Origin of the sequence: Streptomyces sp. NPDC058812 (genome assembly GCF_042744565.1) — a bacterium.
In the GTDB taxonomy this organism is placed as follows: Bacteria; Actinomycetota; Actinomycetes; order Streptomycetales; family Streptomycetaceae; genus Streptomyces; species Streptomyces thinghirensis.
In genome coordinates this window covers 1-24,139 of the sequence record NZ_JBHYOB010000029.1, presented here as the reverse complement: position 1 = coordinate 24,139, position 24,139 = coordinate 1, and the positions used below count along the sequence as shown (strand labels likewise).

Here is a 24,139-nt window from a genome sequence, read left to right as displayed (position 1 = left end):
CCAATACGCAACTCGCATGGGTCCATCGGGTCCCGACCAGGCATCCGAGCAGTCACAAGGCGTCCACCGCGCGGGCCGCGCTCGCGGTCGCCCGCTCCAGGTCCTCCGCCGCCCGGCTGATCCGGTCGGCGGAGTCCGTCACCTGCCGGCCCAGGCGCTGTGCCTCCACGAACACCTTCACGGCGAACACCGCGAGAACGGCGAGACCCAGAAAACCCACGGCAACCGCGAACATCGGCCAGAACATGACGCCGAGCCTAGACGGTGGAGTGCAGCCGCAGGGTCCTGACCCCGCCGCCGGTGAGCAGCTCCACGACCCGCTCCCCCGCCGGCTTGCGCACGGCGGACCCGCACTCGGGGCAGGTGAACGAGTAGAACGTGGTGCGGCTCGTGGCGCCGATGGCGAGGCGCAGGGCACTCGCGGCCAGCTCGAAGCGGCCCCGGCAGTCGGGACAGCCCGCCTTGAACACGACCGGGGACACGCGTCGCATGCCGGCGAACGCGGACGCCGCCGTCATGCCCGGCGCACCTGGCCCCACGGACTCGCTCACAGCCCTCGCTCCTGCCTGTCGTGCTCGTACCGTCCCTCGTCCGGCCCGCCGTGCGCCCCGACCGCCTCGCTGCCGTCGTACGCCGACAGCGCCTCGCGGGCCGCCCGCCGGGCGCTGTCGGCGAGCTCGGGCGGGGAGACGATGCGGCCGTCCCGCCCGAGCCGCAGCGCCAGCCGCCGCAGGGACGCGGGGTCGGGGGTGCGCAGCGTGATGCGCAGCCCGCCGTCGGCGAGCTCGTCCGCGCTGTCGTGCGGGTAGTACTCGGCGACCCAGCGCCCGCCCGGGCCGACCTCCACGACGACCTCCGGATCCTCGGCGGCGGGCTGCACCAGCCCCTCCGACAGGTCCCGCAGCTCCACCTCGGGCGGCGCGGACGGCTCGTCCAGGATGCGGATCTCGGCGACCCGGTCGAGCCGGAAGGTGCGCCGGGCCTCGGAGCGGCGGCACCAGGCCTCCACGTACGTGTGCCCGACGCTGACCAGGCGGATGGGGTCGATCTCGCGCTCGGTGACCTCGTCGCGGGCCGGTGAGTAGTAGCGGATCCACAGCCGGCGGCGCTCCGAGATCGCCCGGTCGACGTCGGCGAAGACGCCGCCCTCGGACTCGAAGGTGACGGACAGGCGTGAGCTGGCGCCCGCGGCCTCGCCGGCCGAGGTCTCCACCTTGGCGGTGGCCCGCAGCAGCGCCTGCCGGTCGCTCTCGCGCAGGCCGGGCAGGGTCGCCACGGCCCGGGCGGCGACGAGCAGCGCGGTGGCCTCGTCGGCGGCGAGCCGCAGCGGCTCGGCGGCGTCCGCGCCGAGGGCGGCCGGGTTGTGCCACCAGATGCGCTCGCCGTCGGTGTCGATGTCGAGAAGGTCGCCGCCGCGGAAGCTGGTGCCGCACATGGGCAGCACGTCGAGGTCGGAGACCAGCTCGTCCTCGGTGATGCCGAAGGCGCGCGCGACGTCCTCGACCCGGGCGCCGGGGCGCTCCCGCAGATACGTCACCAGGGACAGCATCCGTCGGGTCTGGTCGATGGCGTTCACTGGCCTGACCGGTTTGCCTGCCACTGTGTTGTCCGCTCCCCCTCAGCCCTTGGCGACGGCACGCAGCCGGTCCACCACGTCCGCACGCAACTCCGCGGGCTCCAGCACCACCACGTCCGGCCCGAACTCGACCAGCCAGGCGTCCAGGCCGTGCCCGTACGGAATCTCCAACTCGTCCCAGCCGCCACCGAGTTCCCGCACCCCCGTGGCCTTCGCACGAAGGGGGTATCCCGCGCCCGTGCGCAGCCGGATCAGCGCGGAGCGGTCGGCGGTCTCCCCCGCCCAGCTCGCGACCGTCTCACGGACCGTGACGACGTCGGGCACGGGGGCGGTGAACCGCGCGCCGCGCGAGCGCACCCTGCCCGTGATCCGGGACAGCCGGAAGACCCGCTCGGCACCGCGGTCGCGGTCGAAGCCGGCCAGGTACCAGTGGCCGCGCCAGCACTCCAGCGCCCAGGGCTCCACGTGCCTGGGCTCGGGCTGGGCGGCGTTGGCCTTGCGGTAGTCGAAGACGACCGGCCGGCGGTCGCGGCAGGCCAGCATCAGCGGCTCGAACGCTGCCTCGTGGACGGGAATGCGCGGCTCCAGCGCACTGTGCGCCTCGTACGGGTCGACGTCCTCGGGCAGCCCCGCCGCGCGCAGTTTCTGCAGCGCGCCGCTCGCGGCACCGGCCAGCCGGGCCTGCTGCCACACCTTGGCGGCGAGCCCGAGAGCGGCGGCTTCCTCGGCGTCCAGGGTGATCGGGGGCAGGCGGTTGCTGTCGCGGCGGGCCAGGTAGCCGACCTCGCCGTCGAGGCTCTCGACGGTCTCGATGACCAGCCCGAGTTCCCGGAGGTCGTCCTTGTCCCGCTCGAACATGCGGTTGAAGGAGTCGTCGGAGCCCGCCGCGCCCTGGCCGGGCCTGGAGGCCTCGACGTAAGCCTCGATGGAGTCGCGCAGCTCGCGCTTGCTGAGTGGCCGCCGCGTCCCGAGCAGACACAGCGCCAGGTTCATCAGCCGCTCGGCCTTGGCAATGGCCATCGACGCCCTTCTCCCTATGGTGCTTACGACGGATGACCGTACCGCCCCGCGGTGGCGCGGCAAAAGCCGAGGGCCCATGCCCGGACAGGCATGGACCCCGGATGACCGGCTCTGATCGCTGTCCGCTCGGACTTCGATCAGACTCCGAGCAGATCGACCACGAAGATCAGCGTCGAGCCGGGCGGGATCGCCGGGGTCGGGCTCTGGTCGCCGTAGGCGAGGTGCGCCGGGATGGTCAGCTGGCGGCGCCCGCCGACCTTCATGCCCTGCACGCCCTGGTCCCAGCCGGCGATGACGCGGCCGCCACCGAGCGGGAAGCGGAACGGCGTACCGCGGTTCCAGCTGGCGTCGAACTCCTCGCCCGTGCTGAAGGTCACGCCCACGTAGTGGACGGTCACGGTCTGACCGGCCTGCGCAACCGGGCCGTCGCCCTCCCAGATGTCCTTGATCTCGAGGTCCGCCGGGGGCTCGCCGCCCGGGAAGTCGACCTCGGGCTTGTCGATGCTCACGTGTTCAGCTCCTGCTTGTCTCTCGGAAAGGCAACGGCCCAAGTCTTACATCTCGAAGGCGTCACATCTTCGCCAGGATGTCGACGGAGAAGACCAGCGTGGAGTCCTTCTCGATGCCGCTGCCCTCCGGCGGGCTGTCGCCGTACCCCAGGTCCGGCGGGATGACGATGAGGACGCGACTGCCGACCTTCTTGCCGGTCAGGCCCTGCGACCAGCCCTTGACGACCTGCTGGAGCGAGAACGACGTCAGCTGCTTCCTGCCGTACGTCGAGTCGAACTCCTTGCCGCCGTCCCAGACCACGCCCTTGTACTGCACGAGCACGCTGTCCTGGGCGCCGACCTCGGCACCGTCGCCCTCGAGGACGTACTCCGCCACCAGCTTCTTCGGAGCGTCGGCCTTCGGCAGCTCGATGGAGGGCGCCTTGCCGTCGGTGTTGGTGCCGACCTTGGGCAGGGCGGCGTCCTCCTGGGGGACTTCCTTGCCCTTGGCGGAGCTCTTGGCGTTGAAGGTGTCCTGCACGTCGACCACGAACACCAGCGTGTCGGAACCCTTGATGCCCGCCTGCTCGTTGCCCTGCTCGCCGTACCCCCAGGTGGGCGGCACGGAGAACTGGACGCGGCTGCCGGTCTTCTTGCCGGCGAGCGCGTACCGCCAGCCGTCGATGATGCTGCCCTGGGCGAGCTGGATGACCAGCGGGGTCTTGCGGTCGTAGGAGTTGTCGAAGACCTTCGCGCTCTCCCAGATCTGGCCCAGGTAGTTCGCCGACACGAAGTCGTTCTCCGCGATGGCCTTGCCGCCACCCGCGATGACCGTCTTGACCGCGAGGTCCTTGGACGGCTCGCCGCTGCCCTTGGCGACGGTCGGCTTCTCGTCGAACTTCGTCCCCGCGGTGATCGCCGGCAGCGGACCGTCGACGATCTTCGGCGGCGGCGGTGCCGACGTACCCGACGCCTCGGGCGTCGCGCTGTCGCCGGTGCTGCTCGAGCCGGAGTCTTCGTCACCGCATGCGGCGAGCGTGACCAGTCCGGCGGGGACGGCGATGAGGAGTGAGCGTCGGCGCACGGTGGGGGCCTCGTATCGGTGTCGGTCGGTCCTGTTGAAGTGCGCGCAACTCTACGGCGTGAGAAGGGCACCGTACGGCTAACGTACGGTGCCCGTGTGGCGTTCCGCCCTTTCGTGCGGAAACGCCTGTCTCACCTCGTCCGGCTCACATTCCGGCGATCAGCTTCTCCACCCGGTCGTCCACCGAACGGAACGGGTCCTTGCACAAAACGGTGCGCTGCGCCTGGTCGTTGAGCTTGAGATGGACCCAGTCGACGGTGAAGTCCCGGCGCTGCTCCTGGGCCCGTCGGATGAAGTCGCCGCGCAGCCGGGCCCGAGTGGTCTGCGGCGGGACGGACTTGCCCTCGAAGATCTTCAGGTCGTTGGCGACCCGGGCGGCCTGGCCCTTCTTCTCGAGCAGGTAGTACAGGCCACGGCGGCGGTGGATGTCGTGGTAGGCGAGGTCTATCTGCGCGACCCGCGGGTGCGACATGGTCATGTTGTGCTTGGCCCGGTACCGCTCCAGGAGCTTGTACTTCATGACCCAGTCGATCTCGGTGTCGATGCGGTCGAGGTCCTCGGCCTCGATCGCGTCCAGTGTGCGGCCCCACAGCTCCAGCACGCGCTCGACGGTGCCGGTGCGGATGCCGCGGCGCTCGCAGAAGTCCACGGCCTTCTCGTAGTACTCCCGCTGCACCTCCAGCGCGGACGCCTCGCGGCCACTGGCCAGGCGCACCTTCCGGCGCCCGGTGATGTCGTGGCTCACCTCGCGGATCGCCCGGATCGGGTTCTCCAGGGTGAGGTCGCGCATCACCGTGCCCGCCTCGATCATGCGCAGCACCAGGTCGGTGGCGCCGACCTTGAGCAGCATGGTCGTCTCGGACATGTTCGAGTCGCCCACGATGACGTGCAGGCGCCGGTAGCGCTCGGCGTCGGCGTGCGGCTCGTCGCGCGTGTTGATGATGGGCCGGGAGCGGGTGGTCGCCGAGGAGACGCCCTCCCAGATGTGCTCGGCCCGCTGGCTGACGCAGTACACGGCACCGCGCGGTGTCTGCAGCACCTTGCCGGCGCCGCACAGCAGCTGCCTGGTCACCAGGAACGGAATGAGGATGTCCGCGAGCCGCGAGAACTCCCCGTGCCGGGCCACGAGGTAATTCTCGTGGCAGCCGTAGGAGTTGCCGGCGGAGTCGGTGTTGTTCTTGAAGAGGTAGACGTCGCCCGCGATTCCCTCCTCGTGCAGGCGTCGTTCGGCGTCCACCAGGAGTCCTTCGAGAATGCGCTCGCCCGCTTTGTCGTGGGTGACGAGTTCGGTCACGTTGTCACATTCGGGTGTGGCGTACTCCGGATGTGATCCCACGTCGAGATAGAGGCGGGCCCCGTTGCGCAGAAAGACATTGCTGCTGCGGCCCCATGACACGACACGGCGGAAGAGGTACCGCGCCACCTCGTCAGGCGACAGGCGGCGCTGTCCCCTGAACGTGCACGTGACACCGTACTCGTTCTCCAGCCCGAAAATGCGGCGGTCCATGACTGAACATTACGCCTGATGACCCGAACTGAAACGGGGTTCGACGGCACGGTTTGGATCATTTTCCGATGAAGCCGCAACCACCGCTCCCCTGGCGGGAGCTGCGAGGACCCGCCCCGTGCACGCCAGCACGAGCAGGGACACGGCCCCGGCCGCCCCGGGCACCGCGAACCCCCACAGCGCCCCGCCGTGCTCCACGACGGGCCCCGCGAGGCCCGTACCCACCGAGGCACCCACGGTGAACGTCGTCACCAGCCACGAGAACGCCTCCGTCACCGTGCCGCGCGGCGCGTGCCGGTCGACGAGGACGAACGCACAGGCGATGCACGGCGCCAGGAAGACACCCGCGACCACCGTGAGCAGCACCATGGCGACGGCGCCCGGCATCAGCATCAGCGGCAGGTAACACACCGCCAGCAGGGCCACCAGCACCCGCAGTCGGCGCGCGGGATCGCCGGTCCACTGCCGGGCCCCGTAGACGGCCCCGCCGACGAGCGCTCCGAGCCCCAGGGCGGCCATCAGCCAGCCGTAGACGGCGTCGCCGCCGTGTTCGTCCGCGTACGGCACGGAGGCGACGGTGATGGACCCGAGCGCCATACCGATGAACAGGAAGGCGCCCAGCAGCGCGAGCAGCCCGGACGAGCGCAGCGCGCCCAGCCAGTGCGCCTCGCGCGGCGCCGACCGCCACGCGCGCGAGGGGGGTGACACCACCACGGACAGGGCCCCCAGCACACCCACCGCGTTCAGCACGAGCAGGGCGACCAGCGGCGACCACAGCGACACGCACACCGTCACGAGCAGCGGCCCGACGGTGAACATGACCTCCTGCGCGATGGCGTCCATGGCGTACGCCGTGTGCACCTGGTCCTCCTTGCGGAGCACGCTGGGCCACAGCGCCCGCAGCCCGCCCTCCAGCGGGGGCGTGAACAGCCCCGCGGCTCCCACGGCCACGTACGCGAGCGCCACCGTCCCGGTGCCCGCGAAGGCGAACACGGCCATGGCCAGGCCCGACAGCACGGCGGCCGGCAACTGCACCCGCGGCTGCCCGTGCAGGTCCACGAACCGCCCGAGCACGGGCTGTCCCACGGCGTTGGCGACCCCGTACACGGCGGCCAGGGCTCCCGCGAGGCTGTACGAGCCGCCCTCGGCCCGCACGAACAGCACGATCGCGATCGCCGCGGTGGCGTTGGGCAGCCGCCCCACGAGCGTGCCGACGAGCAGCCTGACGGCATGCCGCGCCCGAAGAATGTCCAGGTACCCGGCGACCACGACCCACCCCCTTCTCCGAACCAACCGATGAGGTTTTACGTATAACGTCCGTCGCCATACGTACCATGTCGCCTGTTCACGAGTCCAGACGAAAGCGCAGGCGAACGGTGGCACGAGGCAGCACCCGCCCCACGAGCCGGGACGTCGCCCAGGCCGCCGGCGTCTCCCAGGCAGCGGTGTCCCTGGTGCTCGGTGACAAGTGGCGCGGCCGCGTCTCGGAGCCCACGGCCCAGCGGGTCCGGGAGGCCGCGCACGAAATGGGCTACCGCCCGAACCTGGCCGCCCGCAACCTGCGCCTCGGCCGCACGCGCACGGTGCTGCTGGTCGTCCCCGCACTGACCACGGAGTTCTTCGCGGAGGTGTACACGGGCGCCGCGCGGGTGGCCGCCGAGCACGGCTTCGGGGTGGTCCTCTACCCCTCCCCCGAGGGCGTCGGCCCGGCCCGGGACCCCTTCGCCTCCGCCCAGGCCGCCCTGGACGGCGTCATCGCGTCCTCCATGGCGGCCGACGCGCTCAGCGCGATCCGGGGCGACCAGCTTCCCCTGGTCATGCTGGACAGCGACCCGCAGGGCAGCCTGGGCGCCGCGACGGTCAACCTGGACATCGCCGACGGCATCCGCCAGGTCGCGGAGCACCTTCTGTCCCTCGGCCACCGCCGCTTCCTGCACCTCGCGGCGGACGTCCCGTCCTGGACCTTCGAGGTACGCGCCCGGGAACTGGCCACACGGCTTGCCGCCGCCCCCGGCGCCGGCCTCCGCACCGTCCGCGCCCCCATCTCTATCGAGGGCGCCCAGAGGGCCACGGAGGCCGCGCTCGCCGCTCCGGAGCCCCGGCCCACGGCGCTGGTCTGCGACGACGACAAACTAGCGGTCGGCGCGTACAAGGCGGCCCGGCGGGCCGGGCTCCGCGTTCCGGACGACCTGTCGGTCACCGGCCTCGACGACCTCGGCCTCGCCACGGCCATCGACCCCGAGCTGACGACCGTACGCCTGGACGCGGAACTCTTCGGTGAGCGCGGGATGCGCGCCCTGCTGGCGGTCATGGAGGGACAGGCACCCGAGGAGGGCGACATCCCGGTGCACCTGGTCGTACGGGGCTCCACGGCACCGCCACGGCAAGAGTGAGCGGCGCCGGGGCACATGGCACCCGGCGCCGCGCGAAGGCTCCTGCGCAGCGGCTGTCCGCTACTCCTCGCCCTTGTCCCCGCCCTCGTCCTCGTCCGGCAGGGGCAGGTCCTCAGTGCCGGCGGCTCCCGCTGCCGCTCCCTCATCCAGCAGCCGCGACAGCTGCGCCCCCACGATCCGCTTGAACTTCCGCTTCTGGGGACGCGTGCGGTCCAGCACCGCGACTTCCAGACGCTCCGCCGGGATCTCCCGCTCGCTGCCGTTCGTGTCGCGGGACAGCGACTGCACCGCCAGCTTCAGCGCCTCGGCCAGCGTCATACCGTCCCGGTGCCGCTGGTCCAGGTACCCGCTGATCTGCTCGGCGTTGCCGCCGACCGCGACCGAGCCGTGCTCGTCCACGATCGAGCCGTCGTGCGGCAGCCGGTAGATCTGGTCACCGTCGGCGCTGTCGCCGACCTCGGCGACGACCAACTCCACCTCGTACGGCTTCTCGGCCTGGCTGGAGAAGATGGTGCCCAGTGTCTGGGCGTACACGTTGGCCAGGCCGCGAGCCGTCACGTCGTCACGGTCGTACGTGTAACCGCGCAGGTCGGCATAGCGCACGCCACCGATCCGCAGGTTCTCGTACTCGTTGTACTTGCCGGCGGCCGCGAAGCCGATCCGGTCGTAGATCTCGCTGAACTTGTGCAGCGCACGGGACGGGTTCTCGCCGACGAACACGATGCCGTCGGCGTACTGCAGCACGACCAGGCTGCGGCCACGGGCGATGCCCTTGCGGGCGTACTCCGCCCGGTCGGCCATGGCCTGCTGGGGTGAGACATAGAACGGCGTCGACACCGGTTATCCATCCCTTTCTGGAGAAGTCACTGGACCACCTGACAACACGGACGCACCCGCTACAGCAGCGCGGCCCGCGGGCCGTCGGGGTGTTCGAGCCGCCGCTCCAGCACCGCGCGGGCGAGCGCCGAGCCCTCGTCCTCGCTCAGCCGGCGGTAGCCGTCCTCGGTGATCACAGTGATGATCGGGTAGATCCGGCGGGCGACATCGGGACCACCGGTCGCCGAGTCGTCGTCTGCCGCGTCGTACAGTGCCTGGACCACGAGCGTCGTGGCCTGCTCCTCGGTCAGGTCCTCGCGGAAGAGCTTCTTCATCGCGCCCCGGGCGAAGATCGACCCCGACCCGGTGGTCGCGTAGTTCTGCTCCTCGGAGCGCCCGCCCGTCACGTCGTACGAGAAGATGCGGCCCCTGCCCCGGTCCACGTCGTACCCGGCGAACAGCGGCACCACGGCCAGCCCCTGCATCGCCATGCCCAGGTTGGACCGGATCATCGTGGACAGGCGGTTGGCCTTGCCCTCCAGGGACAGCTGGGCGCCCTCGACCTTCTCGAAGTGCTCCAGCTCCAGCTGGAACAGCTTCACCATCTCCACGGCCAGTCCCGCCGTGCCGGCGATGCCCACCGCCGAGTACTCGTCGGCCGGGAAGACCTTCTCGATGTCCCGCTGAGCGATCATGTTGCCCATGGTGGCCCGCCGGTCACCGGCGAGGACGACACCGCCGGGGAACGTCACCGCCACGATCGTGGTGCCGTGCGGCGCCTCGATCACACCCTGCACCGGCGGCAGTTGCCGGTTGCCCGGGAGCATCTCCGGCTGGTGCTCACCGAGGAAATCCATGAACGAAGAGGACCCAGGCGTCAGGAAGGCAGCTGGTAGACGCCCGGTGCTACGAGTGTTGGCTTCCACGCGATTCCTTCCACGTATGCGACAGCTATGCCACGGACCCTACCCGGCTGCGGGCAGTGATCCACATACTCGGCGGGAACCATGGAACGAACACCCCGGCCCCCGTCTCGGGCCGCGCGCGGCACGGTTTCCACCGCACCGCGCGCGACCCCTCACGTTCTGCTCGTCCGCCCCTCATGCGGCCCTCGGGCCTGTGAAGCGAAGGAGAAGCAGGCCTTCAGCAGGCCTACTGGCCACCCTTCTGCACGAAGGACCGCACGAAGTCCTCCGCGTTCTCCTCGAGGACGTCGTCGATCTCGTCCAGGACGGAGTCCACGTCGTCGTTCAGCTTCTCCTGGCGCTCCTTGAGGTCCTCGGAAGCCTGTGCGTCCTGCGCCTGCTCCTCGACCTCCTCCGTGGAACGCGTGGCCTTCTGCTGCCCGCCGCCGGTGTCCTTGGTCGCCATAACCCTCACCCCGCTCGGTTCGCCCGACACAGTTGCTCGGTCAAGATCAGACCCTACAAGCCGGGTCCGACATCGGCCCCGCAGTTTCTCCAACGTACGGGTGCCACCTCGATGGTTCCCGGACCCGGGTGTTTCCACCCTGTCCGGCCGATTCCTCCCGTGTACCCGCTCGGCCAGGTCACCCGCCCGACAACACCTTGACCAGGTCTTCCGCGGTGCGGCAGCGGTCCAGGAGCTCCTTGACGTGATTACGCGTTCCGCGAAGCGGTTCCAGGGTTGGCACCCGCTGGAGCGAGTCCCGGCCCGGCAGATCGAAGATCACCGAGTCCCAGGAGGCCGCCGCGACGTCGTCCGCGTACTGCTCCAGGCAGCGCCCGCGGAAGTACGCGCGCGTGTCCTCCGGCGGCTTCGTACGGGCCCGCTCGACCTCCGTCTCGTCCAGCAGCCGCTTGATGCGGCCGCGGTCCACCAGGCGGTTGTACAGGCCCTTGTCGGGCCGTACATCGGCGTACTGGAGGTCCACCAGGTGCAGCCGGGCCGCGTCCCAGTCCAGGTCGTCGCGGCGGCGGTAGCCCTCCATGAGCTCCCGCTTGGCCACCCAGTCCAGCTCGCCGGCCAGGCTCATCGGATCGTTCTCGAGCCGGTTGAGGGTGTCCTCCCAGCGGCCCAGGACGTCCTTGGTCTGGTCGTCGACGTCCGCGCCGTACCGTTCCTCGACGTACTTGCGGGCCAGTTCGTAGTACTCCATCTGGAGCTGCACCGCGGTCAGTGTCCGGCCGCTGCGCAGCGTGACCAGGCGCTTCAGCGACGGGTCGTGCGAGACCTGGTGGAGGGTGCGCACGGGCTGGTCCACGGCCAGGTCGACGGCGATGAACCCGTCCTCGATCATGGACAGGACCAGGGCCGTCGTACCCAGCTTCAGGTACGTCGAGATCTCCGAGAGGTTCGCGTCACCGATGATCACGTGCAGTCGCCGGTACTTCTCGGCGTCCGCGTGCGGTTCGTCGCGGGTGTTGATGATGGGCCGCTTCAGCGTCGTCTCCAGGCCCACCTCGACCTCGAAGTAGTCCGCGCGCTGACTGAGCTGGAAACCGTGCTCGTGCCCGTCCTGACCGATGCCGACGCGGCCGGCTCCGGTGAAGACCTGGCGGGAGACGAAGAAGGGCGTCAGGTGGCGCACGATGTCCGAGAAGGCGGTCTCCCGCTTCATCAGGTAGTTCTCGTGCGTGCCGTAGGAGGCGCCCTTGTTGTCGGTGTTGTTCTTGTAGAGGTGGATCGGCTGGGCACCGGGCAGCTGGGCGGCCCGCTCGGCGGCCTCGGCCATGATCCGCTCGCCGGCCTTGTCCCACAGCACGGCGTCCCTCGGATTCGTGACCTCCGGAGCGCTGTACTCGGGGTGGGCGTGGTCGACGTAGAGCCGGGCCCCGTTGGTGAGGATCACGTTGGCCAGGCCGATGTCCTCGTCGGTGAGCTGGCTGGAGTCGGCGGCCTCGCGGGCGAGGTCGAAGCCCCGCGCGTCCCGCAGCGGATTCTCCTCCTCGAAGTCCCAGCGGGCCCGGCGGGCCCGGTGCATCGCCGCCGCGTAGGCGTTGACGATCTGGGACGAGGTGAGCATGGCATTGGCGTTCGGGTGGCCGGGGACGGAGATCCCGTACTCCGTCTCGATGCCCATTACTCGCCGTACGGTCATGCGGCCCTCCTTGCCCGGCGGCGCCCGTCCTGGGCGCCGCTCAAGTACCGCTGGCGCTCCGATGCGTGTGCGGTGCCCGTCCCCGCACTGCGCGACTCGGCGGTACGGAAGAGCCTAGAACGCCTTTGCGCTGGTGGGGAGATCATTTGCGGCATTGCCTTGCTCCAGTCGGGGCTCCGGAAAACAGTCGGCTGCGGGTACCCGCTGAGGGCACCCGCAGCCGCCCCGCCTTTTACAGGTACTGACCGGTGTTCGCCACCGTGTCGATGGAGCGTCCGGTGTCCGCGCCCTGCTTTCCGGTGACGAGCGTACGGATGTAAACGATCCGCTCGCCCTTCTTTCCGGAGATCCGGGCCCAGTCGTCCGGGTTGGTGGTGTTGGGCAGGTCCTCGTTCTCCTTGAACTCGTCCACGCATGCCTGGAGGAGGTGGGAGACGCGAAGGCCCTTCTGGTTCGCTTCCAGGAAGTCCTTGATCGCCATTTTCTTGGCGCGGCCCACGATGTTCTCGATCATGGCACCGGAATTGAAGTCCTTGAAGTAGAGGACTTCCTTGTCGCCATTGGCGTAGGTGACCTCCAGGAAGCGGTTCTCCTCGGATTCGGCGTACATCTGTTCCACCGCGGTCTGGATCATGCTCTGGACGGTGGCCGCACGGTCCTTCTCGTGCTCCGTGAGGTCGTCCACGTGGAGCGGGAGGCGCTCGGTGAGGTACTTGCCGAAGATGTCCTTGGCCGCCTCGGCGTCCGGACGCTCGATCTTGATCTTCACGTCGAGCCGGCCGGGCCGCAGGATGGCGGGGTCGATCATGTCCTCACGGTTGGAGGCACCGATCACGACCACGTTCTGCAGGCCCTCCACGCCGTCGATCTCGGCGAGCAGCTGCGGGACGATGGTGTTCTCCACGTCCGAGCTGACACCGGAGCCACGGGTGCGGAAGAGGGACTCCATCTCGTCGAAGAAGACGATGACCGGAGTACCCTCGCTGGCCTTCTCCCGGGCCCGCTGGAAGACCAGGCGGATCTGCCGCTCGGTCTCACCCACGTACTTGTTGAGCAGCTCGGGACCCTTGATGTTGAGGAAGAAGCTCTTGCCGGCGGCCTGGCCGGTCACCTCGGCGACCTTCTTGGCCAGCGAATTGGCGACCGCCTTGGCGATGAGCGTCTTGCCGCATCCGGGAGGCCCGTAGAGCAGGACGCCCTTGGGCGGACGCAGCTCGTGCTCCCGGAACAGGTCGGGGTAGAGATAGGGGAGCTCGACCGCGTCGCGGATGGCCTCGATCTGTCCGCCGAGGCCACCGATCTGCTCGTAGCCGATGTCGGGGACCTCTTCGAGGACGAGTTCCTCGACCTCGCTCTTGGGAACGACCTCGTAGACATAGCCGGAGCGGGGTTCGAGCAGGAGTGCGTCGCCGGGGCGGATGTTGATCCCGCGCAACGGCTCCGCGAGGCGCACCACCCGCTCCTCGTCGGTGTGGCCGAGCACCAGGGCTCGCTCGCCGTCCTCGAGGATCTCCTTGAGGGTGACGATGTCGCCGACGCTCTCGTACTCCATGGCCTCGACCACGTTGAGTGCTTCGTTGAGCATCACTTCCTGGCCGCGCCTGAGCTCGTCGAGCTCGACGCTCGGGCTGACGTTCACCCGGAGCTTGCGGCCGCCGGTGAAGATGTCGGCGGTGCCGTCCTCGTTCGCCTGTAGGAAGACACCGAAGCCCGCCGGTGGCTGGGCCAGCCGGTCGACCTCTTCCTTGAGGGCCACGATCTGGTCGCGGGCCTCGCGGAGTGTTCCGGCGAGTCGTTCGTTCTGGGCGGACACGCCGGCCAGGTTGGTCTGCAGCTCGACAATCCGCTCTTCGAGAATTCTCGTGTGCCGCGGAGATTCGGCGAGCTTGCGTCGCAGGACGGCGATCTCCTGCTCAAGGTAGGCCACCTGCCCGGCCGGGTCCTCGGACCCGCGTCCCGGGCGGATGCCGCGGTTCATGTCGTCGTCGTGGGCTGCCACGGTCCTCACCTCCTCCAAGGGGAGCTGGACGCTTCCAGACCCTACCTGGGTGGGTGTCGATTGAAACCCCTAGATCACAAAGACTGTCGGGGTGTGTCCGATCTTCACCCTTGCGCTCTCCCTCACGCCAGGGGAATACCCACGGAACGTGAGTGGAACCCAGCCGGAGGTAGGGTCGAAGCGTTCAACACCCGTCAGAGCTGGCCGGATTCCCGAACGGCTCGGCGCAGGAAACGGCAGGAGAGATGACCGTGCAGCAGGAGGCCGGAGTCGACGGCGAGGCACTGGAGGTCTGGATCGATCAGGACCTGTGTACCGGCGACGGTATCTGCGCCCAGTACGCGCCCGAGGTGTTCGAGCTGGACATCGACGGTCTGGCCTACGTCAAGGGCGCGGACGACGAGCTTCTCCAGACCGCGGGAGCGACAACGCCCGTACCCTTGCCGCTTCTCACGGACGTGGTCGACTCCGCGAAGGAGTGTCCGGGCGAGTGCATCCACGTACGTCGCGTTTCGGACAGGGCCGAGGTCTACGGCCCGGACGCAGAGTAACCAAACCGTGACTCAATCCACACTCTCCGTGACCGCTGTCTGATGTCTCACACCATCTGTCGCAGGGCCGTGGGTCATACGGTCCGCGCCTGGGACGGCGTGTCGCGGACGAACGCACCGTTCTCCCACTGCCACTTCACGTCGTCCGTGACGTCGGGGCAGCAACTGGGCACGTCGGCCGACGAGTAGCCGAGAAGCGTGGCGTGGACGGCGCCGCCGCGCACCGCGAAGTCGGTGACCGTCCGGCGGTCCCTGGGGTTCACGAGGGTGGCCACGACGCGGGGCTTGCCGCCGCCGGCGTCCCGCGTGATGACGTACACCCCGTCGGGCGGGGTCCCCATGGGCGCGTCGCAGTGCACGACGGCCACCGTCTCGGGTTGGCCGTCGCCGTCGAGGTCGCCGGAGGCCTTCTTCTGCACGACCGCCTCGACCGGACCGCACTCCAGGGGAAAGGCGACGGCCGCCGGATCGGGCGGGGTGCCGTGCGCCGGGGCGTTCTTCGTCTCGGGTGCGGCGGTCTGCGCCGCCGTCGCGGCGTCGGGCTGAAGGACCGAGGAGAGGGCCACCACGGCGGCGAGGGCCGTGGCGGTGGCGACCCAGTGAATCGGGCGGGTGTGGGTGTGTGACAGATCCGGAACGGCGGGGTGCTGCACGAGGAGTGTCTCCTGTGAGGGCTGTGCCGGCGGGGGGTGGCCAGCATCGTGCCACACGTCACAGTGCGGGGGAACGCCGGGGTGGGTACTCGGCCGGACTGCGCCGCCGCCTGCCGCGCCGCCGGGCCGCCGGGCCGCCGGGCCGCCGGGCCGCCGGGTCAACACGAAAGCGCCGTGGTGGAGTTCCCGAGCGGTCTCGGGAACTCCACCACGGCGCCTGTACGTTGATCGCGGCACGGGCCGCCTCAGCGGCCGGAGCCTCCGCCGGCGTTGGGGCCGTCGTAGTCCTCGCCGTAGGCGCCCTTGGCGGGGCGGCGGCGGCGCATGGGCGGCTCGACGCCGTCCGCGAGGCGGCGGGCGGTCAGCAGGAAGCCGGTGTGGCCGATCATCCGGTGGTCCGGGCGGACGGCCAGGCCCTCGACGTGCCAGTTGCGGATCATGGTCTCCCAGGAGGTCGGCTCGTTGAAGCAGCCGATCTCGCGGATGGACTCGACGGTCCGGGCGAGCTGGGTCGTCGTCGCGACGTAGCAGCACAGGATGCCGCCGGGCACGAGCGCCTTGGAGACGGCCTCCAGGCACTCCCAGGGGGCGAGCATGTCGAGGATGACGCGGTCGACGTCGGTGTCGGACAGGTTGTCCTGGAGGTCGCCTACGGTGAGCTGCCAGGCGGGGTGCGGGCCGCCGAAGTAGCGCTCCACGTTCTGCTGGGCGATCTCGGCGAAGTCCTCGCGGCGCTCGTAGGAGTGCAGCATGCCCTGGTCGCCGATGGCGCGCAGCAGGAAGCTGCTGAGGGAGCCGGAGCCCACACCGGCCTCCACGACGCGTGCGCCGGGGAAGATGTCGGCGAAGGCGAGGATCTGCCCCGCGTCCTTCGGGTAGACGACGGCTGCCCCGCGGGGCATGGACAGGACGTAGTCGGGGAGCAGGGGGCGCAGCGCGAGGTAGGCGACGTTCCCGGTGGTGCGGACAACGCTGCCCTCGGGAGCACCGATCAGTTCGTCGTGGGGGAAGGAACCCTTGTGGGTGTGGAAGTTCTTCCCGGCCTCGAGCGTGAACGTGTAGTGGCGGCCCTTGGGGTCGGTCAGCTGAACCTGGTCCCCGACCTTGAAGGGCCCGCGCCTGCGGGCGGCACCGGTCGGTTCGGACATGTGACCAGCCTACCGGTCCCCGGCGGGGCCGCCGACCACGCCGGTGGTCGGGCCGGTGGTCGGGCCGGTGGTCGGGCCGGTGGTCAGGAGGGGCGGGCCATGGCCTTGACGAAGGCCCGCTCGACGTCGGCCGCGGACAGCACGCCGTAGATCTCGCCGGTCTCCTCGACCACCAGGTACTCCGTGGCCGGGTTGGCGCGCAGGGCGTCCAGGAGTTCCTCGCCCGACAGCTCGGCCGACAGGCGCATGCCGTCGGTGAGGTCCTGGGCGAGGGTGCTGACCGCCACCCAGGGGCGACGGTGCTCGGGTACGCCGACGATGCCGGCCTCGCGGACCAGCGAGACGGGGGTGCCGTCGCCGTCGACGACGACCAGGGCGCGGGCCCCGGAGGCGTTGGCGCGGCGCAGCGCCTCGGACAGCGGCGTGTCGGCCGGGACGGGGACGGCGCGCCGGGTGAGGGCGCGGGCCCGCAGCTCCGGGAGGTGCTCGCGCAGGCGGGCCATGCGCAGGCTGTTTCCGGCGCCGGTCCAGATGATCGCGGCGAGGATCGCGGCGAGCAGGGCGTCCAGGACGGTGTCCATGCCGACGTCGTCCGCGGCGCCGGAACCGAGGGACTGAGTGAGCAGCGGCAGCCCGACCAGCACGGCGATGGCGAGGGCCCGGCCGACCCAGGCGGCGGCGATCGTGCCGTGCATCGGCTTGCCGGTGATCTTCCAGACGACGGCGCGGAGCATCCGGCCGCCGTCGAGGGGAAGGCCGGGCAGCAGGTTGAAGGCGGCCACGAGGAGGTTGGAGACCATCAGGCCGGCCAGCAGGACGCCGGGGACGCTGTCGGGCTCGACGGGCAGCAGGGCGGCGTAGAAGACGCCGGCGAGGACGAGGGAGAGCAGGGGACCGACGAAGGCCAGCACGAACTCGCGGCCGGGGGTCTCGGCCTCCTTCTCGATCTCGGAGACGCCGCCGAAGAACTGGAGCTGGATGCGGCGGACCGGGAGCTTGAAGCGGAGGGCGGCGACGGTGTGGGCCAGCTCGTGGACGAGGACGGAGGCGTAGAAGGCGACCGCGAAGAAGAGGGAGACCAGGTAGCGGGCGGCGCCCAGCTCGGGCAGCACGCGGTCGAGCTGACCGCCGAACACCCAGGTGATCAGGGCGGCGACCAGGAACCAGCTCGGCGCGACGTACACGGGCACGCCGAAGGGCCTGCCCATCAGCAGGCCGCCCCCGGGCTCCGGCTTTCGCTGCGGGGGCCGGCCGGGACCGGGACCGACCTCGGTCTGGGCCTCGCGACCGTCGCGATGGGGCTCCGTGGGCGCGTGGGCGGGGCGGTCACCGCCGGAGGACGGGTCGGGTCGGCGGCCCTCGGCGCCCGCGCCGCTCACGGACGGCTCGGTGGACGGTCGGACGGCGCCGTCCCCGCCCGGGGCCTGCCCGCCCCGCGGGTCGCCCGCGCCGGCGCGCTCGGGCAGGGGGCCCCGCGCGGGGCCGACGGGGTCGGCCTCGCGGAATGGGGTCTGCGGGTTCGGGTCCGGGTCCGGATCCGGGGCGGCGTCCTGCGGGGTGTTCCGTGCGGTGGCGTTCCGTGCGCTCTCGTTCCGAGCGGTGGCTCCCGCGGTGTTCTTCCGTAGCGTCTCGGGGCCCGGCGTCTCGGGACCCGGCGATGGACGGCCCGGCGTCTCGGGAGCCGGCGACGGACGGCCCGGCGTCTTGGGACCCGGCGTCGGCGGGTGCTCCTCTGCGGGGTCGGTCGCCGTTCGGGGCTGGTCCCCCCGGCCCTGTCCCGTCGTCCGGGGCCGGTCCGCGGGTCGATGCTCGGGCGGGCTGGAGTCCGCGGGGTCCGGCTGCGCGGACTCGGCGGCCGGGGCCGTGGGTCCTGCCTGGGGCTCGGCCGACTCGTCGTTGCCGGACCGCGGCTGCCCGCTCCCGCCGCTCACGTCCACGGTGTCCCCTCGTTCGAAGCGTCTCCCGCGCCTGCCGGGCGAGAGGGTCTCGTGTCGATGGTATGCGTCCGTCGCGGCCCGTTCCGTCCCGGCACCCCTGTCCTTCCCTTCCGTCGCACGGGTCCCGGCCGCGGGCTGGGTCACTGTCGGTGGCGGGCCGTAAGGTCTGTGGGCATGGAGACGAGCATCGAGGATGTCGCGGAGGACGCCGGCGGACCCGCCCGACCGGCGGCGACGGTGGCGGACCACGGAGACACGACGGTGGGCCCGGCGGCCGCCGCCCCCTCGCCCGTGCCCGTGGCCACAGCGCCGGCCTCGCTCTCGCCCTCCCGGGCCGGCGACTTCATGCAGTGTCCGTTGCTGTACCGGTTCCGGGTCATCGACCGCCTGCCGGAGAAGCCGAGCGAGGCGGCGACGAGGGGCACCCTGGTGCACGCGGTGCTCGAGCGGCTCTTCGACGCCCCGGCGGCCGAGCGCACGGCACCGCGGGCGAAGGCGCTGGTCCCGGGCCAGTGGGACCGGCTTCGGGAGAGCAGGCCGGAGGTGGACGAGCTGTTCGCGGACGACCCGGAGGGCGAGCGGCTGGCTCGGTGGCTCGGCGAGGCGGAACAGCTCGTCGAGCGCTGGTTCACCCTGGAGGACCCCAGCCGGCTGGAGCCCGCCGAGCGCGAGCTGTTCGTCGAGGCCGAGCTGGAGTCCGGGCTGCGCCTGCGCGGCATCATCGACCGGGTCGACGTGGCGCCCACCGGCGAGGTGCGGATCGTCGACTACAAGACGGGCAAGGCACCCCGGCCGCAGTACGCGGAGGGCGCGCTGTTCCAGATGAAGTTCTACGCGCTGGTGGTGTGGCGGCTGAGGAAGGTCGTCCCGCGGCGCCTGCAACTCGTCTATCTCGGCAGCGGCGACGTGCTCACGTACGACCCGGTCCTCGCCGATCTGGAGCGGGTCGAGCGCAAGCTGCTGGCGCTGTGGGAGGCCATCCGGCTGGCGACCGAGACGGGTGACTGGCGACCGCGTCCCACCAAGCTGTGCGGCTGGTGCGATCACCAGGCGCACTGCCCGGAGTTCGGTGGCACTCCCCCGCCCTATCCGCTCCCGGTGAGGGCGGCCGACTCCGGCGGCACCGAGCAGGGCAGAATGGGGCCGGACTAGCGAAGGAGACTTACGTGGCCATCCGCGTCCTACTGGTCGACGACCAGCCGCTGCTGCGCACCGGCTTCCGGATGATTCTTGAGGCCGAGCAGGACATCGCGGTCGTCGGCGAGGCCGGAGACGGCCTCCAAGCACTCGACCAGGTGCGGGCCCTGCAGCCCGATGTGGTGCTGATGGACATCCGCATGCCGCGGATGGACGGTGTGGAAGCGACCCGGCAGATCACCGGGCCCGAGCGGGACGGCCCGGCGAAGGTGCTGGTGCTGACCACCTTCGACCTCGACGAGTACGTCGTGGAGGCGTTGAAGGCGGGCGCCAGCGGCTTCCTGCTCAAGGACGCCCCGGCCAACGAACTGGTGCAGGCGATCCGCGTGGTGGCGAGCGGCGAGGCGATGCTCGCGCCGAGCATCACCAGGCGGCTGCTCGACAAGTACGCCACGCACCTGCCCTCCGGCGACGAGCCGGTGCCGGACGCGCTGCACACGCTGACCGAGCGTGAGGTGGAGGTGCTGAAGCTGGTCGCCCGCGGCCTGTCCAACGCGGAGATCGCCGCCGACCTCTTCGTCAGCGAGACCACCGTGAAGACACACGTGGGTCATGTGCTGACCAAGCTGGGTCTGCGTGACCGGGTGCAGGCCGCGGTGTACGCGTACGAGAGCGGCCTGGTCCGCCCCGGCGCGCAGTAGACCGCTCCACACGCGTCCGACCGCGCGACACCGGCGCGTACGAAACCCGAAGGGCGCCCTCTTCTCGCGAGAAGAGGGCGCCCTTCGGTTCTGTCCGGCGGGGCGTCAGCCGCTCACACCCCGGCCCAGCTCCCACAGCTGGAGCGTCGAGGAGGAGTTGAGGACGTAGGCCGTGCCCGTGACGTCGTCCCCGGAGGCGACGTACTGCTTGCCCTGCCACAGCGGGATCACCGGGACGTCGGTGGCGGTGATGTCCTGGATCTCGGTGAGGCTGTCCACGGCGGAGAGCCGGTCGGCCTCGCGACGGGACTCGGGGATCAGCGTGTTCCTGATCTCCGTGTTCGTGTACGGCGAGTTGAGGGTGTTGTCCTTGTCGAGGAACGGCGCGATGAAGCTGTCCGCGTCCGGGAAGTCGGGGAACCAGCCCATGCCGAAGACGTCGTACTCGCCCTTCAGCTCCGCCGGGCGGAACTTGTCCCAGGGCGTGCCCTTGATGTCGATGTCGAAGAGACCGCTGTCGTTCAGCTGCTTCTGCAGCTGCTCGAACTCCTGCTTGGTCGCGGCACCGTAGTGGTCCGTCGTGTAGTGCATGGTCAGCTTCACCGGCGTCTTGATGCCCGCGTCCTCCAGCATCCCCTTGGCCTTGTCCACGCTCGGGTCGCCGTACTTGTTGAAGAACGAGTTGGAGTGACCGGTGATGCTGGCCGGGACCATCGAGTACAGCGGCTCGGCCTGGGAGCCGTAGACCTCGGAGACGAGTTCGCTGCGGTTGATGAGCTGGGCCATCGCCTGGCGGACGGCCTTGTCCTTCACCGTCGGCGCGTCCGTGTTGAAGCCCAGGTAGCGGATCTCGAGACCCGCCACCTCGACCAGGTCGACGTCGCCGTCCGTGGCGTTGGAGAGCTTCCGGATCTGGTCGGGCGTCATCGCACGCGTCATCACGTCGATGTCACCCTTGTCGAGCGCGGCGCCCATGGCCTCGGCGTCGTTGAACGACACGATCTCGACCTTGTCGTTGTTCACCTTCAGGCTCCCCTTGTAATCGGGGTTCTTGGTGAACACGGCCTTGGTCATCTCGTCGTTCTTGACCTCGGCCTTCATGGTGTACGGGCCGGAGCCGTCCAGCTCGAAGCCCTCGCGCAGCTTGCCCTTCTCGTAGTCGTCCGGGTTGACGATGCCCGCGACCGGGGTCGACAGCTTGAACGGGAAGGTGGCGTCGGCGGTGTTGAGGTGGAAGATGACCTCGCGGTCGCCCTGCGTCTCGATGGTGTCGACGGTCGACAGCAGGCCGTAGACCTGGCTGTCGGCCTTGATGGACAGGGCACGCTCGATGGAGAACTTCACGTCCTCCGCGGTGACGGCGTCTCCGTTGGCGAACTTCAGGCCGTCGCGCAGGGTGCAGGCATAGCGTTCGTTGCCGGTATCGGTGAATCCGCACTTCTCGGCGGCCTCGGGTACGGGTTCACCGTCGCCGCGGGGCTGGATCATCAGGGTCTGCGTGGTCTGACGCAGGATGTTCCAGGAGCCGACATCGTAGGCGTACGCCGGGTCGAAGGGCGCGGGTGCCTCCTCCGAGGCGGTGAACCGGTCCGTGGTGCCGACGACGATCGCGTCCCCGCCACTGCCGCTGTCGGACCCGCCGCAGGCGGCGAGCACCGGCGCGAGCAGGCCGACTACGGCCGGCAGCACCAAAGTCTTGCGGTTCATGCTCGAGTTTCTCCAGAGCTGTCGGTCCGTGTATCCGGCATGCAGGGGTGTCGCGGCGGATCACGGGGGTAGTGGCCGATGTTCTCGCGACGAGATTAGTCCGCGCCCGCTCGGGGGCTCGCAGCCACCGGAGTTGAGGACTCATCACGGAGCGAAACCGGTCGTGGACACACCGAAAACCCGACAGTGGAAGGATTAGTGCAGGGTTTCACCAATCAGGACACAAGGGCGCCTCGACAACGTTCGCCAGGCGCGAGCCAGCACACCGACGTCACCCTGTCGACCCCTGACAAGGTGACGAACGTCACACGGGAGCTGCTGTCGTCGGGTGCCTGAATTCGGCCATCCGGAGCGGCGGAATTCCCCGCCGCGCGCCCCGCGTTGTCTCGCGCGGACGTTCCCGGAATTGCCGCGTTAACGCCGGCGCACGCTGGGTGAACGCCTAGCGCATTTGTGTCATCAGGCCGCGCAGAAATGTCAGGTCGACCTCTTCCAGCGAGTCGACCACCGTGCGGCGGACGGCCGGGGTGATGGGAGCGACCGAGGGCACGGCCACGACGTGGCAGCCGGCGGCCTCCGCGGCGGCGACGCCGGTCGCGGTGTCCTCGACGACGGCGCACCGGGCCGGGTCCACGCCTAGGCCGGCCGCGGCGGCCAGGTACGGGTCCGGGTGGGGCTTGGTGCGCGGCACCTCGTCGCCCGCGACGGTGAGGCCGAAGTGCTGGGGACCCAGCGAGGTCAGCACGCGGTCGATGATGCGCCGGTGCGAGGCGGAGACCAGGGCCGTGGGGATCTCGTGTGCGGAGAGCTCCGCGAGCAGCCGGGCGGCTCCCGGCATGAGCGGCAGGGTACGGCCGATGCGCTTCTCGAAGCCGTCGTTGAGCAGCACGCTGAGTTCGGCGAGCGTGATGTCGGCCCCGGTGGCCTCGATCAGGAATCCCGCGCTGCGGCTCATGGGGCCGCCGACGACCACGTGGCGCCAGGAGTCGTCGAGGGTGTGGCCGAGGGAGGCGAAGACCTCGACCTCGACGTCCCACCAGAAGCCCTCGGTGTCCACCAGGGTGCCGTCCATGTCCAGGAGCACGGCCTGCAGGGCGGAGCCTTCGGCCGTACGGGTTCCGAGCGCGGGGACCGTACTGGTCATCCACGTACCTCCTTGAAGGGACGATCAGGCCGGTTCCCACGAAGGGAACCGGCCTGCGGTGGACCGACCAGTGTACGTCGTGCGGGACAGGAACGCCTGGTGTGGCCGCCGAAGCGGTACGGAGGCGTCCCACGGCGGCCTCAGCGGGCGTTGAAGTACTTCGCCTCGGGGTGGTGGATCACGATGGCGTCGGTGGACTGCTCGGGGTGGAGCTGGAACTCCTCCGACAGGTGCACGCCGATGCGCTCCGGCTGGAGCAGGTCGGCGATCTTCGCGCGGTCCTCCAGGTCCGGGCAGGCGCCGTAGCCGAGGGAGAAGCGGGCGCCCCGGTACTTCAGGGCGAACATGTCCTCCATCTCGGCGGGGTCCTCCCCGGCGAAACCGAGTTCGGAGCGGACGCGGGCGTGCCAGTACTCGGCGAGGGCCTCGGCGAGCTGTACGGACAGGCCGTGCAGTTCGAGGTAGTCGCGGTAGGCGTTGGCCTGGAACATCCGGGCCGTCTCCTCGCCGATCCGGGAGCCGACGGTGACGACCTGGAAGCCGACCACGTCGATCTCGCCGGACTCCTCCGGGCGGAAGAAGTCGGCCAGGCACAGACGCCGGCCGCGCCGCTGGCGCGGGAACGTGAAGCGGGTGCGCTCGTTGCCGGCGTCATCGAGGACGATCAGGTCGTCGTCCTTGGAGACGCACGGGAAGTAGCCGTAGACCACGGCCGCCTCCAGCAGGTTCTCCGTCTGGAGCCGGTCCAGCAGCCCGCGCAGTCGCGGCCGGCCCTCGGACTCGACCAGTTCCTCGTACGAGGGTCCCTCGCCGGTGCGGGCCTGCTTCAGACCCCACTGGCCCTTGAACAGGGCGCCCTCGTCGAGCCAGGAGGCGTACTCCTTGAGCTGGATGCCCTTGACGACGCGCGTGCCCCGGAAGGGCGGCTCGGGGACCGGGTTGTCGGTGGCGACGTCGGAGCGGACGTGGCCCTCCTCGGGACGCTCCTCGACCTCCACCGTGGCGGCGCGGACCCGGCGCTGGCGCAGCTCGGGCAGTTTCGCGCCGGGCACACCGCGCTTGATGCCGATCAGGGCGTCCATCAGCCGCAGGCCCTCGAACGCGTCGCGGGCGTAGCGGACTTCGCCGTCGTAGATCTCGTGGAGGTCCTGTTCGACGTAGGCGCGGGTGAGGGCCGCGCCGCCGAGGATGACGGGATAGTCGGCGGCCAGCTTGCG

The 24,139-nt window shown here is 70.3% G+C and carries 23 protein-coding genes and 1 pseudogene; 4 read left to right on the top strand and 20 right to left on the bottom strand.

The window, feature by feature from the left end; translation table 11 throughout:
- Positions 1 to 52 precede the first annotated feature (52 nt).
- The 8 genes from ACFW48_RS35910 to ACFW48_RS35875 form a co-directional block, all read right to left on the bottom strand.
- Positions 53 to 247 (bottom strand): hypothetical protein, encoded by a 195-nt coding sequence (locus ACFW48_RS35910; protein ID WP_386322445.1) that lies wholly within the window; start codon positions 245 to 247, stop codon positions 53 to 55.
- 10 nt (positions 248 to 257) lie between these two features.
- On the bottom strand, positions 258 to 518 hold the full coding sequence (locus tag ACFW48_RS35905; protein ID WP_053142264.1) for a hypothetical protein: 261 nt from the start codon (positions 516 to 518) through the stop codon (positions 258 to 260).
- A gap of 29 nt (positions 519 to 547) precedes the next feature.
- A complete protein-coding gene (locus ACFW48_RS35900; RefSeq protein ID WP_386322443.1) occupies positions 548 to 1,600 on the bottom strand; it encodes a helix-turn-helix transcriptional regulator in 1,053 nt (350 codons plus the stop codon).
- An 18-nt stretch (positions 1,601 to 1,618) separates the two neighbouring features.
- Complete coding sequence (locus ACFW48_RS35895) at positions 1,619 to 2,596, bottom strand: WYL domain-containing protein (RefSeq protein ID WP_337305418.1); 978 nt, start codon at positions 2,594 to 2,596, stop codon at positions 1,619 to 1,621.
- Positions 2,597 to 2,733: 137 nt separating this feature from the next.
- A complete protein-coding gene (locus ACFW48_RS35890; protein ID WP_121746021.1) occupies positions 2,734 to 3,105 on the bottom strand; it encodes an FKBP-type peptidyl-prolyl cis-trans isomerase in 372 nt (123 codons plus the stop codon).
- A 61-nt stretch (positions 3,106 to 3,166) separates the two neighbouring features.
- Complete coding sequence (locus ACFW48_RS35885) at positions 3,167 to 4,168, bottom strand: FKBP-type peptidyl-prolyl cis-trans isomerase (protein WP_386322441.1); 1,002 nt, start codon at positions 4,166 to 4,168, stop codon at positions 3,167 to 3,169.
- Between the two features lie 145 nt (positions 4,169 to 4,313).
- Positions 4,314 to 5,675, bottom strand: coding sequence for a Pup--protein ligase (gene pafA / locus ACFW48_RS35880; RefSeq protein ID WP_109033662.1), 1,362 nt, complete (start codon positions 5,673 to 5,675; stop codon positions 4,314 to 4,316).
- A 9-nt stretch (positions 5,676 to 5,684) separates the two neighbouring features.
- Positions 5,685 to 6,944 (bottom strand): MFS transporter, encoded by a 1,260-nt coding sequence (locus ACFW48_RS35875; RefSeq protein WP_386322439.1) that lies wholly within the window; start codon positions 6,942 to 6,944, stop codon positions 5,685 to 5,687.
- Positions 6,945 to 7,051: 107 nt separating this feature from the next.
- Here ACFW48_RS35875 and ACFW48_RS35870 point away from each other — a divergent pair, with 107 nt between their 5' ends.
- Positions 7,052 to 8,068: a LacI family DNA-binding transcriptional regulator gene (locus ACFW48_RS35870; RefSeq protein ID WP_386322437.1), complete on the top strand. Its 1,017-nt coding sequence runs from the start codon at positions 7,052 to 7,054 to the stop codon at positions 8,066 to 8,068.
- A gap of 60 nt (positions 8,069 to 8,128) precedes the next feature.
- Here the strand turns inward: ACFW48_RS35870 and prcA are convergent, their stop codons facing one another.
- From prcA to arc, 6 genes and pseudogenes are all read right to left on the bottom strand, one after another.
- On the bottom strand, positions 8,129 to 8,905 hold the full coding sequence (prcA, locus tag ACFW48_RS35865) for a proteasome subunit alpha (RefSeq protein ID WP_386322436.1): 777 nt from the start codon (positions 8,903 to 8,905) through the stop codon (positions 8,129 to 8,131).
- Positions 8,906 to 8,964: 59 nt separating this feature from the next.
- Positions 8,965 to 9,810, bottom strand: a complete 846-nt coding sequence (gene prcB, locus ACFW48_RS35860) for a proteasome subunit beta (RefSeq protein ID WP_386322434.1) — start codon at positions 9,808 to 9,810, stop codon at positions 8,965 to 8,967.
- Positions 9,762 to 9,887, bottom strand: a pseudogene (locus tag ACFW48_RS35855) (recombination endonuclease VII); the annotation flags it as partial. The pseudogene ACFW48_RS35855 and the gene prcB, both read right to left, overlap by 49 nt.
- Positions 9,888 to 10,036: 149 nt before the next feature.
- Positions 10,037 to 10,255: a ubiquitin-like protein Pup gene (locus ACFW48_RS35850; protein WP_053128307.1), complete on the bottom strand. Its 219-nt coding sequence runs from the start codon at positions 10,253 to 10,255 to the stop codon at positions 10,037 to 10,039.
- 178 nt (positions 10,256 to 10,433) lie between these two features.
- Positions 10,434 to 11,945, bottom strand: coding sequence for a depupylase/deamidase Dop (gene dop / locus ACFW48_RS35845; protein ID WP_348273494.1), 1,512 nt, complete (start codon positions 11,943 to 11,945; stop codon positions 10,434 to 10,436).
- Positions 11,946 to 12,177: 232 nt separating this feature from the next.
- Positions 12,178 to 13,944 carry a proteasome ATPase gene (arc, locus tag ACFW48_RS35840; RefSeq protein ID WP_310874198.1) on the bottom strand — a complete coding sequence of 589 codons (1,767 nt, stop codon included), beginning with the start codon at positions 13,942 to 13,944 and terminating at the stop codon, positions 12,178 to 12,180.
- 245 nt (positions 13,945 to 14,189) lie between these two features.
- Between arc and ACFW48_RS35835 the strand changes: the two genes are divergently transcribed.
- The gene (locus tag ACFW48_RS35835) at positions 14,190 to 14,495 is read left to right on the top strand and encodes a ferredoxin (RefSeq protein WP_386322431.1); all 306 of its coding nucleotides are present in this window, start codon (positions 14,190 to 14,192) and stop codon (positions 14,493 to 14,495) included.
- Between the two features lie 74 nt (positions 14,496 to 14,569).
- On the opposite strand, the gene ACFW48_RS35830 is transcribed toward ACFW48_RS35835, so the two are convergent.
- The 3 genes from ACFW48_RS35830 to ACFW48_RS35820 form a co-directional block, all read right to left on the bottom strand.
- On the bottom strand, positions 14,570 to 15,148 hold the full coding sequence (locus ACFW48_RS35830; protein WP_386322429.1) for a hypothetical protein: 579 nt from the start codon (positions 15,146 to 15,148) through the stop codon (positions 14,570 to 14,572).
- 245 nt (positions 15,149 to 15,393) lie between these two features.
- The gene (locus ACFW48_RS35825) at positions 15,394 to 16,296 is read right to left on the bottom strand and encodes a tRNA (adenine-N1)-methyltransferase (RefSeq protein ID WP_189230504.1); all 903 of its coding nucleotides are present in this window, start codon (positions 16,294 to 16,296) and stop codon (positions 15,394 to 15,396) included.
- Positions 16,297 to 16,379: 83 nt separating this feature from the next.
- Positions 16,380 to 18,233 carry a site-2 protease family protein gene (locus tag ACFW48_RS35820; RefSeq protein ID WP_386322426.1) on the bottom strand — a complete coding sequence of 618 codons (1,854 nt, stop codon included), beginning with the start codon at positions 18,231 to 18,233 and terminating at the stop codon, positions 16,380 to 16,382.
- Positions 18,234 to 18,407: 174 nt separating this feature from the next.
- Here ACFW48_RS35820 and ACFW48_RS35815 point away from each other — a divergent pair, with 174 nt between their 5' ends.
- Positions 18,408 to 19,385, top strand: coding sequence for a RecB family exonuclease (locus tag ACFW48_RS35815; protein ID WP_386322424.1), 978 nt, complete (start codon positions 18,408 to 18,410; stop codon positions 19,383 to 19,385).
- A 14-nt stretch (positions 19,386 to 19,399) separates the two neighbouring features.
- Complete coding sequence (locus ACFW48_RS35810) at positions 19,400 to 20,071, top strand: response regulator transcription factor (protein WP_121746033.1); 672 nt, start codon at positions 19,400 to 19,402, stop codon at positions 20,069 to 20,071.
- 105 nt (positions 20,072 to 20,176) lie between these two features.
- Here the strand turns inward: ACFW48_RS35810 and ACFW48_RS35805 are convergent, their stop codons facing one another.
- The 3 genes from ACFW48_RS35805 to ACFW48_RS35795 all read right to left on the bottom strand — a co-directional run.
- Complete coding sequence (locus tag ACFW48_RS35805; RefSeq protein ID WP_386322422.1) at positions 20,177 to 21,778, bottom strand: ABC transporter substrate-binding protein; 1,602 nt, start codon at positions 21,776 to 21,778, stop codon at positions 20,177 to 20,179.
- Between the two features lie 442 nt (positions 21,779 to 22,220).
- Positions 22,221 to 22,922: an HAD family hydrolase gene (locus ACFW48_RS35800; RefSeq protein WP_386322421.1), complete on the bottom strand. Its 702-nt coding sequence runs from the start codon at positions 22,920 to 22,922 to the stop codon at positions 22,221 to 22,223.
- A 140-nt stretch (positions 22,923 to 23,062) separates the two neighbouring features.
- A partial coding sequence (locus ACFW48_RS35795) for a vitamin B12 dependent-methionine synthase activation domain-containing protein (protein ID WP_386322419.1) occupies positions 23,063 to 24,139 on the bottom strand: 1,077 nt, incomplete at its 5' end.